This is a genomic window from Klebsiella sp. EMBS2024, assembly GCF_036233805.1.
Lineage (GTDB): Bacteria > Pseudomonadota > Gammaproteobacteria > Enterobacterales > Enterobacteriaceae > Klebsiella > Klebsiella pneumoniae.
This window is the reverse complement of the sequence record NZ_JAZARW010000001.1, coordinates 4,216,555-4,230,228: the sequence shown is the minus strand read 5'-3', so window position 1 is coordinate 4,230,228 and position 13,674 is coordinate 4,216,555. Positions and strand designations below refer to the sequence as shown.

The 13,674-nt window shown below is 59.5% G+C and carries 11 protein-coding genes; 5 read left to right on the top strand and 6 right to left on the bottom strand.

Annotated features, from left to right (window positions below; genetic code table 11):
- Nucleotides 1-54 precede the first annotated feature (54 nt).
- Both VZP09_RS19385 and VZP09_RS19380 read right to left on the bottom strand, forming a co-directional pair.
- Nucleotides 55-1,707, bottom strand: coding sequence for an alpha,alpha-trehalase (locus VZP09_RS19385; RefSeq protein WP_004150117.1), 1,653 nt, complete (start codon nucleotides 1,705-1,707; stop codon nucleotides 55-57).
- A gap of 239 nt (nucleotides 1,708-1,946) precedes the next feature.
- Nucleotides 1,947-3,095 carry an iron-containing alcohol dehydrogenase gene (locus tag VZP09_RS19380; RefSeq protein WP_032415782.1) on the bottom strand — a complete coding sequence of 383 codons (1,149 nt, stop codon included), beginning with the start codon at nucleotides 3,093-3,095 and terminating at the stop codon, nucleotides 1,947-1,949.
- A gap of 126 nt (nucleotides 3,096-3,221) precedes the next feature.
- On the opposite strand from VZP09_RS19380, the gene VZP09_RS19375 reads away from it, so the two are divergent.
- Complete coding sequence (locus tag VZP09_RS19375; RefSeq protein WP_004173953.1) at nucleotides 3,222-3,845, top strand: glutathione S-transferase family protein; 624 nt, start codon at nucleotides 3,222-3,224, stop codon at nucleotides 3,843-3,845.
- A gap of 53 nt (nucleotides 3,846-3,898) precedes the next feature.
- On the opposite strand, the gene gorA is transcribed toward VZP09_RS19375, so the two are convergent.
- Together gorA and VZP09_RS19365 are read right to left on the bottom strand one after the other, a co-directional pair.
- Entirely contained in the window at nucleotides 3,899-5,251 is a 1,353-nt protein-coding gene (gorA, locus tag VZP09_RS19370; RefSeq protein ID WP_328795349.1) for a glutathione-disulfide reductase, read from the bottom strand.
- Between the two features lie 72 nt (nucleotides 5,252-5,323).
- On the bottom strand, nucleotides 5,324-6,166 hold the full coding sequence (locus VZP09_RS19365) for a 23S rRNA (adenine(2030)-N(6))-methyltransferase RlmJ (protein WP_032415781.1): 843 nt from the start codon (nucleotides 6,164-6,166) through the stop codon (nucleotides 5,324-5,326).
- A gap of 193 nt (nucleotides 6,167-6,359) precedes the next feature.
- Here VZP09_RS19365 and VZP09_RS19360 point away from each other — a divergent pair, with 193 nt between their 5' ends.
- The 3 genes from VZP09_RS19360 to rsmJ all read left to right on the top strand — a co-directional run bounded on the left by VZP09_RS19360 (nucleotide 6,360) and on the right by rsmJ (nucleotide 10,616).
- Nucleotides 6,360-7,631 (top strand): acid phosphatase, encoded by a 1,272-nt coding sequence (locus tag VZP09_RS19360; protein WP_328795348.1) that lies wholly within the window; start codon nucleotides 6,360-6,362, stop codon nucleotides 7,629-7,631.
- 182 nt (nucleotides 7,632-7,813) lie between these two features.
- Nucleotides 7,814-9,856 (top strand): oligopeptidase A, encoded by a 2,043-nt coding sequence (gene prlC / locus VZP09_RS19355; protein WP_328795347.1) that lies wholly within the window; start codon nucleotides 7,814-7,816, stop codon nucleotides 9,854-9,856.
- A gap of 7 nt (nucleotides 9,857-9,863) precedes the next feature.
- On the top strand, nucleotides 9,864-10,616 hold the full coding sequence (gene rsmJ / locus VZP09_RS19350) for a 16S rRNA (guanine(1516)-N(2))-methyltransferase RsmJ (RefSeq protein ID WP_004173956.1): 753 nt from the start codon (nucleotides 9,864-9,866) through the stop codon (nucleotides 10,614-10,616).
- A 127-nt stretch (nucleotides 10,617-10,743) separates the two neighbouring features.
- Here rsmJ and dtpB read toward each other — a convergent pair whose 3' ends face one another.
- Together dtpB and uspA are read right to left on the bottom strand one after the other, a co-directional pair.
- On the bottom strand, nucleotides 10,744-12,216 hold the full coding sequence (gene dtpB, locus VZP09_RS19345; RefSeq protein WP_002921264.1) for a dipeptide/tripeptide permease DtpB: 1,473 nt from the start codon (nucleotides 12,214-12,216) through the stop codon (nucleotides 10,744-10,746).
- Nucleotides 12,217-12,472: 256 nt separating this feature from the next.
- Nucleotides 12,473-12,910: a universal stress protein UspA gene (uspA, locus tag VZP09_RS19340; RefSeq protein ID WP_004145166.1), complete on the bottom strand. Its 438-nt coding sequence runs from the start codon at nucleotides 12,908-12,910 to the stop codon at nucleotides 12,473-12,475.
- Between the two features lie 382 nt (nucleotides 12,911-13,292).
- Here uspA and uspB point away from each other — a divergent pair, with 382 nt between their 5' ends.
- Entirely contained in the window at nucleotides 13,293-13,628 is a 336-nt protein-coding gene (gene uspB / locus VZP09_RS19335; RefSeq protein ID WP_002921203.1) for a universal stress protein UspB, read from the top strand.
- The last annotated feature ends 46 nt before the right edge of the window (nucleotides 13,629-13,674 follow it).

Below are 13,674 nucleotides of genomic sequence, written 5' to 3'. Positions count from 1 at the left end.
GGGCAGGGCGAATCCTCTGAACATAGCAGGAGAAAGCCGCCGGGAACAGCCCGACTAGGTTGGCTCACCGTACAGGCCAATCAGTCGGCGCACCACGCCGTTGGTCCAGCCAAAGCCATCCTGCAGGGGATACTCCCCGCCGCCGCCCTCATGGGGGACGCCGGTGGCAATATGGTATTTTTCAATCAGCTTGTGATGCTGCTTGTAAAAGTGGTTGACCGTCTGCAGCCAGCTCCAGGCAATCTCATCTCCCAGCGGATCCTGGCCGTAACGTTTAAATCCCTGGATCGCCATCCACTGCAGCGGCGCCCAGCCGTTGGGTTTATCCCACTGCTCACCGCTTTCGTATTCGGTGGCCATGATCCCCCCGGGGGTGAGCAGGCGGGCCCGCACCGCATCGGCAAGGCGTTCTGCCTGTTCGTGGGTCGCCAGGCCGACGTAAAGGGTGACGATACTGGCTGCGGAAAACAGCGCCAGCTGTTCACGGCGCCAGTCATAATCGCGGAAACAGCCGTTCTCATCATCCCACAGATAGCGGTTGACCGCCGCCCGCCGATCCTGGGCCTTCTGGCGGAAGGCCGTCTCCGTCTCGCGATCGCCCTTCAGGCCGGAGAGGTTGGCAATGGTCGTCTCCAGCTTGAACAGGAAGGCGTTCAGGTCGATGGGGATAAACTGCGTCGTGCGGATGCTGGCCAGCCGCGTGATATCCCGCAGCCAGCGGCTGGAGTAGTCCCAGCCGGACGCGGCGCCCGCCCGCAGGTCGCGGTACACTTCATTGGCGGGCCGCCCGGAGTGTCGGGCGGTCTCCACGTCTTCGCGCCACGACTCATCCCGCGGCGTGTCACGGTCGTCCCAGTAGCGATTGAGCAGGGAGCCATCCGGCATACGCACCACGTGGCGATACGCCTGGTGCGGGATCAACGACTCGGCCCCGTCCATCCAGAAGGCGTGCTCCATCTTCAGATGGTCCAGATAGCGCTTCGCGCCACGCACACCATCCTCTTCAAAGAGTTCGACCATCAGGGCGAACACCGGCGGCTGCGAGCGGCTGAGGTAGTAGGTGCGGTTGCCGTTCGGAATGTGGCCGTAGGTTTCAATCAGCCAGGCAAAGTTATCGGCCATGCATTTCAGCAAATCTTCCCGGCCGCTCTCCGCCAGCCCCAGCATGGTGAAATAAGAGTCCCAGTAATAGGTTTCGCTAAAGCGACCGCCGGGCACGATGTAGGCCTGCGGCAGCGCCAGTAGCGATGACCACGGGATATGATCCTGAGGCTCGCGGGTCAGCACCGGCCACAGCTTGTCGATGTGTTCTTTCAGGGTCAGGCTGGGGTCGGAGATATAGATGTCGCTCTGGCTCTCCGGCAGCCAGAAGTTGTCCTCAACGAACTGCCGCAGATCGAAGTCGGGCTGGCGTTTGACCTTGCGGTAGTTCCGCAGGATGTCCAGCGGATCGTGTTTCGGTGCGCAGTCGGGGAAGGTTTTGCTGTCCGCGAAAATGCGTGATTTCTGCACGTTGGTAAACAGCTCAAGATAGCGATCCGCCGGGGTGAGGGCATCGGACGCCGGAAGCCCCTCGATCACCTCAGGCTCCGGTTCAGCGTCTATCATCTCATCCAGCTTTAATTCGTACGGATCGGCTTCGTAGCAGGGATCGATGTCGATCCTTAACTCGTCGTCTTCAACGTGGCGTAATTTCTGGCTGAACATAGCGATACGGACCTCCGGATAGCGTGAGTTCGGGGCCGGGCATACCCGGCCTTGTCTATTAAGCGTAGACAGTCGCTTCGGTGAGTGTGAAGCAAACTGTGCGTGAGATCACGCTTTTCCGCCGAGAAGAAAAGCTGCCATTTCAAAGTACGCTGTTGATAAGTAATTAAAAATTGTACATCCTGGCGCAGATGAAATTCGGAGCATTCATTATGCAACAAAATTTTATCCCGGGGCGCTCACTCCCACGCCGCCTCCAGCATCTCCAGCAGCTGTTCGCCGCTCAGGCTGACCGGGTTGGCCTTCATCGATGAGGAGGTGCTGGCGGCCAGCGCCGCCGGTTCCAGCGCATCGCGCGCTACGCCGAGGTCGCGCAGGGTGCCAAGGCCAGCGCGATGGCTCCATTCCCGCAGACTGTCCCAGACCTGATCCACAGGGACGTCCAGCCCGTCGGCCAGCCAGCGGCGGACATCGTTAACGCGCTGGCGCAGGCCAGGGTCGTTGATCTGCGACTCATTGAGCGCCAGGCCAAACGGCAACAAACTGCCGCATAGGGCGCCGTGCGAGGCGCGGCTCAGGCCGCCCAGCGGGCCGGCGAGGCCGTGGATCACCCCCAGCCCGGCGTTCGCCAGCGCCAGTCCGCCGCACAGGCTGACCCAGGCCATCTCGTCGCGGCTGGCCGGACACTCTTGTTCCATCAGGATTTTTAGCGCGCGAATTCCCCGCGGGATCGCCTGCTGGCAGAGAGCATCGGTGAAGGGAGTGGCCCGGCTGCAGAGCCAGGGCTCGATCACCTGGGTCAGGGCGTCGAGGCCGGAGCTCAGGGTGATGCTCCGCGGCGCGTTGTCGGTTAGCGCCGGGTCGACAATCGCCAGGTCAGGCAGCATTCGGTCGTCGCGCAGGCTCACTTTCCGCTGCTGTTCCGGAACGTTGATCACCGCATTTTTGGTGACCTCCGCGCCCGTGCCAGCGGTGGTGGGGATCGCCACGAACGGCAGGGGACTGGCTTCCAGCTGACGGCCCGTTCCCACCACCTCCAGATAGTCGATCACCGGGCCAACGGCGGGGACCAGCGCCGCAATCGCCTTACCGGCGTCAATCACCGCGCCGCCGCCGAGGCTGACCACCGCTCTGATCCCTTTCTCGCGCGCCAGCTGGACGCCCTGCTCGATATCGCTAAGCCAGGGTTCGCGACTTATCGCCAGCGTCGTGACCGCAAGCTGCAGCGCCTCCAGCTGCTGGCGGAGAAACGCCGCCCGCTGCGGGCTGGCGCCATGCACCAGCAGGATTGGGCCGCCCTGTTGCGCCAGCCAGGGGGCGGCGCTCTCGGCCTGACCACGGCCAAAACGAATATTTGCAGGCATCAAAACGGTAAAAGGGGTCAACATGTCGGGTTCCTTTTCGGCAAACAGGCTGGAATCAACTATACACATTATCCAGCGCTCTGCCTTGTTGCTGGCTGGCAATAGAGTAGAGTGAATGAACTGTCTTTTATGGCTGAGGAATCGCTGACGATGCTAACAATTCTGGGTAAACGCTCTTCAATCAATGTACGGAAAGTGTTGTGGACCTGCGAGGAAGCCGGGCTGGCGTACCAGCAGGAAGATTACGGCAGCGGATTTAAGCCCCTGGATACGCCTGAGTTTCAGCGTCTGAATCCTAACAGCCTGGTGCCGGTGTTACTGGACGATGACTTCGTGCTCTGGGAGTCGAACAGTATCTGCCGCTATCTGGCGCGCAAAGCGGAGCGCTGGGATCTGCTGCCCGCCGAGCCGCAGCCCGCCGCCGAGGTGGAGCACTGGATGGACTGGCAGGCGACCGAGTTTAACACTGCCTGGCGCCATGCTTTTATGGGGCTGGTGCGTAAAGATCCGCGCTTTCAGGATCCGGTGGCGATTAAAGAGAGTATTGCCGCCTGGACCCACTGCGTGCGCATTGTTGAAGCGCAGCTGCAGCGTACCGGGGCGTGGGTAGCCGGCGAGCGCTTCACCCTGGCCGATATCGTGCTGGGGCTGTCGGTGCATCGCTGGAAAATGACCCCTTTCGCCCATCCGGAGATGCCAGCCGTGGAGCGCTGGTATATGGCGCTCAATCAGCGCCCGGCGTTTATGCGCCATGGCAATAACGGCGTGGCCTGAGCATAAAAAAAGAAGCCCCTGGGGGCTTCTTTTTATCATCCGGCGATCGCGTCTTAGCGCATGGTGACGAACTCTTCTGCCGCCGTCGGGTGAATGGCGACGGTGTTGTCGAAGTCTTTTTTGGTGGCGCCCATCTTCAGGGCCACCGCAAAGCCCTGCAGCATCTCATCCATCCCGAAGCCGATGCCGTGGATGCCGACAATCTTCTCTTCCGGGCCGACGCACACCAGCTTCATGCGGCACGGCTGACGGTGAGAGGTCACGGCGGTATACATCGCGGTGAAGGAAGATTTGTAGACCTTCACGGCGTCGTCGCCGTACTGCTCGCGCGCCTGCGGCTCGGTCAAGCCGACGGTGCCGATTGGCGGATGGCTGAAGACCACGGTCGGGATGTTGCTGTAGTCCAGATGCTCTTCCGGTTTGTTGTTAAACAGGCGTTCGGAGAGACGTCGGCCTGCGGCCACGGCGACCGGCGTCAGCTCAACGGCGCCGGTATTATCGCCCACCGCGTAGATGCCCGGCACGTTGGTGTTCTGGAATTTATCAACGATGATGTAGCCTTTATCGTTGGTTTTAACGCCCGTTGCCGCCAGATTGAAGTTGTCGGTCGCCGGTTCGCGGCCAATCGCCCAGATCAGGCAGTCAACGGTCTGGCTGCGGCCATCTTCCAGCTCCAGCGTCAGGCTGCCGTCGGCATTCTTCACCACCGCTTTCGGGATCGCATTGGTATGCAGCTGCGGGCCTTCGGCGTTCATCACTTCCACCAGGGTATCAACGATCAGCGGATCGAAGCTGCGCAGCGGCGCGTGTTTACGCACGAACAGGTGGGTTTCGGCGCCGAGGCCGTTAATCACCCCCGCCAGCTCAACGGCGATATAGCCTGCGCCGACCACCGCCACGCGCTTCGGCAGCGCCGGCAGTTCGAAGAAACCGTCGGAATCAATACCGTATTCGACGCCCGGAATATCCGGGTGGCTCGGCCGGCCGCCGGTGGCGATCAGGATATGGTCAGCGGTGATGATCTCGCCGTTGACTTCCACGGTGTGGGCATCGACAAAGCGCGCGAAGCCTTTGATCACGTCGACTTTATTCTTACCCAGTACGTTGTCGTAAGAGGTATGAATACGGTCGATATAGGCGCTACGGCTGGCGACCAGCTTCTCCCAGTCAAAATGGTTGATGGTGGTATCGAAACCGTAGTCCGGGCCGTAAAGATGAATCGCTTCGCGGATCTGCGCCGCATGCCACATCACCTTTTTCGGCACGCAGCCGACGTTGACGCAGGTGCCGCCCAGCTCTTTGGCTTCAATCAGCGCGCACTTCTGGCCGTACATGGCCGCGCGGTTAATTGAGGCGATACCGCCGCTACCGCCGCCGATGGCGAGGTAATCATAATGTTTGCTCATGCCCATATGTCCTTAATCGTTGATTGCCGCGATTGTAGCGCGAGGCTTAAAAGGTTCCACCGATGGTTGCGATTACTCCGGTACGATCCAGCTGACGGTGGCGTGGCCGGTGCCGGTCGGAACCAGTTTGCTGTGCAGCCACGGCAGCACGTTATTCATCTGCTGCTCCAGCTTCCACGGCGGGTTGATGACGATCATCCCGGAGGCGGTCATGCCGCGCTGGTCGCTGTCCGGACGCACCGCCAGCTCAATCTGCAGGATTTTGCGGATGCCGGTGGCTTCTAACTCTTTGATCATGCGTTTGATTTGCGCGCGCAGCACCACCGGGTACCACAGGGCGTAGGTGCCGGTGGCGAAGCGTTTGTAGCCTTCGTTAATCCCGGTGACCACCGCCTGATAGTCGGTTTTAATTTCGTACGGCGGGTCGATCAGAATCAAACCGCGGCGCGATACCGGCGGCAGCTTGGCTTTCAGCTGCTGGTAGCCATCGGCTTTATCGATGCGCGCGCGGCTGTCTTTCTGGAATTCAGCGCGCAGCAGCGGGAAGTCGCTCGGGTGCAGCTCTGTCATCTGCAGGCTGTCCTGCTCGCGCAGCAGCTGGCGGGCAATCAGCGGCGAGCCCGGGTAGTAGCGCAGCTGGCCGTTACGGTTGAAGTGTTCGACTACCGAAATATACGGCTCCAGCTCCGCCGGCAGGTCGTCCTGCTGCCAGATGCGGGCGATGCCTTCAAGATACTCGCCGGTACGTTCGGCGTGCTCGCCGCTCAGCTGATAGCGGCCCGCGCCGGCGTGAGTGTCCAGGTAGAGAAACGGTTTTTCTTTCTCTTTCAGTGATTCAATGATCAGGCTCTGAACGGTGTGTTTGAGGACGTCGGCGTGGTTGCCTGCGTGAAAGCTGTGGCGATAACTGAGCATGGATGCAGAGATTCCGGGAAGTAAACAAGTTAACCGATAGTTTACCGCAGATCGGCCGAGATTACCGCTGCGCCGCCGCGCTGTTTCATTTCTGCCAAAAGCGTTGCAAAACATAACGCTGTCATAAAAACGTCANACGGCCGCGCTAGCGTCGGATACAGGCAAGGTAATTATTTGAATAAAAGGAAAAATAATGAAAAGGCAACTCTCGCTGCTGGCCGTCGCGCTGCTGCTGGCGCAACCGGTTCTGGCTAAAGACATCCCGCTGAACAGGGCGGCGGCCCTCGCCAATAGCGTGACGCCGGCTGCCTCCAGCCAGGCGTATGACGATCTTGAGCAACAGGCGCTGACGCAGCTACGCCACGCTCTGCAGGGGAATGCCGCCACGCTGACCCGCGATCGGCTGGCGCACACCAAACAAAACCAAACTCAGGCCGATACCGCCTGGCTGAAGGCCAGCGGCTATGACTTCCAGACCCGGGCCAACCAGCAGGCGGGCATTGCGCTGCTGTCGGCGTTCAGCACCCTGCCGGAGACCGTCGTGAAGCAGAATCTGGCGACGGTGACCGCCATCAATCGCGACGCCGTGCAGACCACGCGCCGTCAGGCGCTGGCCGATGCGGAAGGCATTAGCTACCTCTACTTCCTCAGCGACGCGCTGGGGCCACGCCTTGGCAAAGCGTTTCTGACCGCCTATGACCAGGGCGCGCTGGGGAAAGCGGCAGCGTTGATCAAAGCCTCGGAGGTCAGCACCGGCGAGGCGAAAAAGCACTTCAACAATCCGCGGCCGTTTCTGGTGCAGGGCAACACCATTCACCTGGTGCCTGACGATGTGGTGGTGAAAGATAACCAGCCCTACACCGCCGACGGCGGCTCGTTCCCCAGCGGCCACACCAACACCGGCTATACCGATGCGCTGCTGCTGGCGGCGATGATCCCGGAGCGCTACGACGCGCTGGTGGCGCGCGGCGCCCGCTATGGCTACTCGCGCATCGTGCTGGGCGTCCACTACCCGCTGGACGTGATCGGCTCGCGAATGGTGGCCGAGCGCAACGTGGCCCACTATCTTAACGATCCGCACTACCGGGTATTATTTAACGAAGCCCGCGATCAGCTGCGCGCCGCGCTGGCGAAGGCCTGCGGCACATCGCTTGCCGAGTGCGCGAAGAGCAGCGTGAAAGACGATCCCTGGCGCGATCCGGCGATGCGTGATTTCTCTCGCTTCACCATGACCTACGATCTGACGCAGCAGAAGGGTCCGCAGCCGCGTTTACAGGTGCCGGAGGGGGCGGAAGTGCTGCTGGAAGATGCCCTGCCGCATCTGTCAGCGGCCCAGCGTCGGGCGCTGATGGTCAACACCGCGCTGCCGGCGGGTTACCCGCTATCCGGCGCCACCCCCGAACAGCAATTCTGGCAGCGGCTGAATCTGTCGGCGGCCTGGGAGATGGCGCAAAAAAGGCATTAATGTGGTTTCCGGCACGCTGCACTGCGTGTCGCGCTTTTCCGGCAACGGGCGGACTTATCGCAGCAATACCCAGGCTGACGCACCGCCCGTCATTGAAATTCCCCCAACTATCCCCCATTCTAGATCTCATGCATAAGCGCCGGACGCGCGCTTCATTCACCCTTTTCAACAGGACAGCGCATATGACCAATCCATTATTGACGCCTTTCTCCCTGCCGCCTTTTTCTGCGATCAAACCAGAGCACGTGGTCCCTGCGGTCACCAAAGCGCTGGAGGATTGCCGGGCCGCGGTGGAAAGCGCGGTGGCGCATGGCGCGCCGTATAGCTGGGAAAATCTTTGCCAGCCGCTGGCGGAAGTGGACGATGTGCTGGGACGCATCTTCTCGCCTGTCAGCCATCTGAATTCGGTTAAAAACAGCCCTGAACTGCGTGAGGCCTACGAACAGACGCTGCCGCTGCTCTCCGAGTACAGCACCTGGGTCGGCCAGCATGAAGGCCTGTATAAAGCCTATCGCGACCTGCGCGATGGCGATAACTACGCCACGCTGAATACCGCGCAGAAAAAAGCGGTTGATAACGCGCTGCGCGATTTTGAATTATCCGGGATTGGCCTGCCGCCGGAGGCGCAGAAACGCTACGGTGAAATCGCCGCGCGCCTCTCTGAGCTGGGCAACCAGTACAGCAACAACGTCCTCGACGCCACCATGGGCTGGAACAAGCTGGTGACCGATGTCGCTGATCTGGCCGGCATGCCGGAAAGCGCGCTGGCCGCCGCTCAGGCTCAGGCGCAGGCCAAAGAGCAGGAAGGGTATCTGCTGACCCTGGATATTCCGAGCTATCTGCCGGTGATGACCTACTGCGATAACCAGGCGCTGCGCGAAGAGATGTATCGCGCCTATTCCACCCGCGCCTCCGATCAGGGCCCGAACGCCGGGAAATGGGATAACAGCCCGGTGATGGCGGAGATCCTCGCCCTGCGTCACGAGCTGGCGCAGCTGTTGGGCTTTGACAGCTATGCGTATAAATCCCTCGCCACCAAAATGGCGAAGGATCCGCAGCAGGTGCTCGATTTCCTCACCGACCTGGCAAAACGCGCCCGTCCGCAGGGCGAAAAAGAGCTGGCCCAGCTGCGCGCCTTCGCCAAAGCCGAGTTTGGCGTCGATGAGCTGCAGCCGTGGGACATTGCCTACTACAGCGAAAAACAGAAGCAGCACCTCTACAGCATCAGCGATGAGCAGCTGCGCCCCTATTTCCCGGAAAACAAAGCCGTTAGCGGCCTGTTTGAAGTGGTTAAGCGCATTTACGGTATTACCGCTAAAGAGCGTACCGATGTCGATGTGTGGCATCCGGAAGTGCGCTTCTTCGAGCTGTATGACGAACACAACGAGCTGCGCGGCAGCTTCTATCTCGACCTGTATGCCCGCGAGCATAAGCGCGGGGGGGCCTGGATGGACGACTGCGTCGGCCAGATGCGTAAACTGGATGGTTCCCTGCAGAAGCCGGTCGCCTACCTGACCTGTAACTTCAACCGCCCGGTCAACGGCAAGCCGGCGCTGTTCACCCATGACGAAGTGATCACCCTGTTCCACGAGTTCGGCCACGGTCTGCACCATATGCTGACCCGCATCGACACCGCCGGGNTTTCCGGCATCAGCGGGGTGCCGTGGGATGCGGTCGAGCTGCCGAGCCAGTTTATGGAGAACTGGTGCTGGGAGCCGGAAGCGCTGGCGTTTATCTCCGGCCATTATGAAACCGGTGAACCGCTGCCGCAGGAGCTGCTGGAGAAAATGCTGGCGGCGAAAAACTACCAGGCGGCGATGTTTATTCTGCGCCAGCTGGAGTTCGGCCTGTTCGATTTCCGCCTGCATGCGGAGTACAAACCGGAGCAGGGAGCGAAAATCCTTGAAACCCTGGCCGAGATTAAAAAGCAGGTCGCCGTGGTGCCGGGGCCGACCTGGGGCCGCTTCCCGCACGCCTTCAGCCACATCTTCGCTGGCGGCTATGCGGCAGGCTACTACAGCTACCTGTGGGCCGACGTGCTGGCGGCAGACGCCTTCTCACGCTTCGAAGAAGAGGGGATTTTCAACCGTGAAACCGGTCAGTCGTTCCTCGACAATATCCTGAGCCGCGGCGGTTCCGAAGAGCCGATGGAGCTGTTCAAACGCTTCCGCGGGCGTGAGCCGCAGCTGGACGCGATGCTGGAGCATTACGGGATCAAAGGCTGATTGCTACGTGAAGATCTGCTTAATTGATGAAACAGGCGCCGGTGACGGCGCCTTATCTGTTTTAGCCGCCCGCTGGGGGCTGGAGCAGGATGACGATAACCCGATGGCGCTGGCGCTGACGACGGAGCATCTGGAGCTACGCAAGCGCGATGAGCCCAAGCTTGGCGGCATCTTCGTCGATTTCGTCGGCGGGGCGATGGCCCACCGGCGCAAGTTTGGCGGNGGCCGCGGCGAAGCGGTGGCTAAAGCGGTGGGTATTAAAGGCGATTACCTGCCGGATGTCGTCGATGCGACGGCCGGGCTGGGACGCGATGCCTTTGTGCTGGCGTCGGTCGGCTGTCGCGTGCGGATGCTGGAGCGTAATCCGGTGGTCGCCGCGCTGCTCGATGATGGCCTGGCGCGCGGCTATGCTGACGCGGAAATCGGCGGCTGGCTGCAGGAGCGGCTGCAGCTGATCCACGCCTCCAGCCTGACGGCGTTAACCGATATCACCCCGCGCCCGCAGGTGGTCTACCTCGATCCGATGTTCCCGCATAAGCAGAAAAGCGCGCTGGTGAAGAAAGAGATGCGCGTCTTTCAGTCGCTGGTGGGGCCGGATTTAGACGCCGATGGTCTGTTGGCGCCAGCGCGTCAGTTGGCGACCAAACGAGTGGTAGTCAAGCGCCCGGATTATGCGCCGCCGCTGGCGGATGTCGCCACGCCGAACGCGGTGGTGACCAAAGGACATCGGTTTGATATTTACGCCGGTACGCCGGCGTAATTTTTCGCCGTTGTGATATCACCCGGATAGCGGGCAAAGCGCCTTATCCGGGCTACCAAATTGTAGCGCGAGCCGGGAACCGCAATATTTGAACAAACGGCGCCAGTGGATCGGCCATCTCAAACGGTTATTCGGCGCTGGCCGGGGTATTAATCATCCGGTTCAGCCACGGCACCATCAGCGCCATTACCACCGTGACGCCCAGCGTCACCAGGCCAATTTTACTGAACACATTGGTGTAGACCGGCAGGGTCTGCAGCGGGTCGGTGATGTTTTCCGGCACCGCGGTAAAGGTCGCCACATAGCCGCCCAGCAGGAAAGCGGCGGCCTGGGTCAGAAACCACATCCCCAGAATAAAGCCCATCAGATGCTGCGGCACCAGCGCGGCAACCATCGCCAGCCCCAGAGCGCTGATTAACAGTTCGCCCAGACTCTGGAACAGATAGACCAGCACAATAAACCACGGCGAGGTTAACCCCTGGGCGTCGGCGAACCACATCCCGGCCGCCGCGGCGGTCAGGAAGCCCAGCGCGCAGAGGAACATCCCGAGGGTAAATTTCACCGGCATGGTCAGGTCTTTACCCTTATGACCGAGATGGGTGTAGATCGCCGCCAGCACCGGGCTGGCGACCACTACCCAGAAGGGATTCAGCGCCTGGAAGCTGACCGGGTTGATGGTAAAGCCAAGGATCTCATGATGGACGTTGTTGATGGCGAAGAAGTTCAGCGAGGTCGGCATCTGGGCATACAGAATGTAAAACAGCACCGCCTCGATCATCAGAATAAAGGCGACGAACATTTTGTTGCGTCCAGTTTTATCGAGGCGAAACGCCTCACGGAAAAAGAACGCAATAACCACGACCGACAGAACAATCAGCACCAGGTTGGCGATCATCACGTTATGCATCAGCCAGGCGCAGAGAAAAATCATTACCACCGTACCGGCCAGCACCAGCGCCAGATTGCGTAGGCTGAGGGGGCGATGATCCGGCTCGGAGCCAATATCTTTCACCATCCCGCGGCAGGCGAAGTAGACCAGCAGCGCGATAATCAGCCCCGCGCCGCACAGGTTATAGGTTACCGCGTAGCCAAATTTTTCGGCGATCACCGGCGCCAGCGACAGCGACAGCAGCGAACCGATGTTTATCGACATATAGAACAGGGTAAATGCCCCGTCGAGACGGGCATCCTTCGGCGGATAGCATTTGGAGAGCAGGCTCGCCGGGTTGGCTTTAAACAAACCGTTGCCGACGGCGATGGTGCCGAGAGCGATAAAGATCAGCTGCGGTTTCAGCAGCGACATCCCGGTCATAAAGTAGCCGATAGCCAGCACAATGGCGCCGAGCACCAGCGTGCGTTTGGTCCCCAGCAAATGGTCGCCCACGTAGCCGCCGATGGAGATCAGCCCGTAAACCAGCGCCGCGAAGGCGCCGAAGGTGATAAAGGCCTGTTCCTGAGAGAAGCCCAGCTGTTTAACAAAGAAGACCGCCAGGATCCCCTGAACGCCGTAATAGCCAAAACGTTCCCAGAGCTCCACAAAGAAGATCATAAAGAACGGACGAGGTTGCTGCAGCAAGCCCGTAGGTGCAGTTGTATTCATATTCCTTCGCCTTGTATTACTTTCCCAAAAAGTATGAACGCGTATGCCAGAACGCGCCGAAAATGTCTGATAACTCGCCATGCTGCGGTTATTGGCTTATGGAATAGATTATTATATAGATATTTCGCCGAATAACTGGTTGATCACACTAATTGAATGGCGATTTTATGGATTGAAGTTCTGCCGCATGGCGAGGGAAAGCGAAAATAAAAAACGCCCGCATCGGCGGGCGTATTGCGCGGATAAAACGAGACGGTTATTCGTCTTCTTCGTCGCGCAGCGGGACGATCAGCATGTCGACATGAACGGTGTTAATCAGCTGGCGGGCAGAGGACATCAGCTTGCTCCAGAAGTCCTGATGATGGCCGCAGACCACCAGGTCCATATCGTATTTTTTAATCGCATCGACCAGCACCTGGCCAAGGTCGCCGCTGCCGCTCAGGGTCTCGGTGATGGGATAGCCTGCGTTGGTCGAGAGCTCGGTCAGCGCGTGATGGGTCTCTTCGGAGATGCGTTTTTGCATGTCGCCGAGGTTAACGTCAATCAGCCCGGTGTAGAGGTCGGAGTAATTCACATCCACATGGATCAGGGAGACTTTCGCGTTATACGGGCGGGCCATAGAAACGGCTTTTTCAACCAGTACTTTACTCTCCGGGGACAGGTCTACTGCAATCAGAATATGTTTGTAAGCCATAGTGTTACTCCTTCCATAAGTTTGTCGATGACCATTGGACCTGACAGCTGGCGCTGCCGTTTCGCCCGCGTCCTGCGTGCTACATTCGCGGGAGGGTAGCCTTTAAGGACTTCATTGTAGAAGATATTTCCTACCTTATAGCGCCCCCCNCACTCCGTCAATGCACTGGGTTCACCTAAAAGTTAAACAAATTTATCCGTCTTACGTATTGATAACGAATAACCTTGTGGTAAAAAAATTAATGGATCTCCTACACTATTTAATGAGCCGGTCGGAAAAATAAATGTGATCGGAATCGCACTCTTTACGGTATCGTCGTGGGTTATTTGGGGAGCGGTAGCCGCGGAGGTTTTCTCCGTAGGCGGGTCGCCGGGGAGGAGGTATGATCAGCACTATTGCGCTGTTTTGGGCCCTGTGTGTCGTTTGTGTGGTGAATATGGCACGCTACTTCTCATCGTTGCGTGCATTATTGGTGGTGCTACGTGGTTGCGATCCCTTGCTCTATCAGTATGTTGATGGCGGCGGCTTTTTTACCTCGCACGGGCAGCCCAGCAAACAGATGCGGCTGGTGTGGTATATCTATGCCCAGCGCTACCGTGACCATCACGATGATGAATTTATTCGTCGCTGCGAACGTGTTCGTCGCCAGTTTATCCTGACCAGCGCCCTGTGCGGCCTGGTGGTGGTGAGCCTGATTGCGCTGATGATCTGGCACTAACGTTTCAGAATAAAAAAACGGGCCAGCAAGCTGGCCCGTTTTGAAC

Bases quoted from the DNA above. Each gene is read 5' to 3' on its own strand.
- VZP09_RS19385 (WP_004150117.1), bottom strand. From the start codon at position 1,707: ATGTTCAGCCAGAAATTACGCCACGTTGAAGACGACGAGTTAAGGATC.
- dtpB (WP_002921264.1), bottom strand. From the start codon at position 12,216: ATGAATACAACTGCACCTACGGGCTTGCTGCAGCAACCTCGTCCGTTC.
- gorA (WP_328795349.1), bottom strand. From the start codon at position 5,251: ATGAGCAAACATTATGATTACCTCGCCATCGGCGGCGGTAGCGGCGGT.
- VZP09_RS19375 (WP_004173953.1), top strand. From the start codon at position 3,222: ATGCTAACAATTCTGGGTAAACGCTCTTCAATCAATGTACGGAAAGTG.
- VZP09_RS19360 (WP_328795348.1), top strand. From the start codon at position 6,360: ATGAAAAGGCAACTCTCGCTGCTGGCCGTCGCGCTGCTGCTGGCGCAA.
- VZP09_RS19380 (WP_032415782.1), bottom strand. From the start codon at position 3,095: ATGTTGACCCCTTTTACCGTTTTGATGCCTGCAAATATTCGTTTTGGC.
- uspB (WP_002921203.1), top strand. From the start codon at position 13,293: ATGATCAGCACTATTGCGCTGTTTTGGGCCCTGTGTGTCGTTTGTGTG.
- uspA (WP_004145166.1), bottom strand. From the start codon at position 12,910: ATGGCTTACAAACATATTCTGATTGCAGTAGACCTGTCCCCGGAGAGT.
- VZP09_RS19365 (WP_032415781.1), bottom strand. From the start codon at position 6,166: ATGCTCAGTTATCGCCACAGCTTTCACGCAGGCAACCACGCCGACGTC.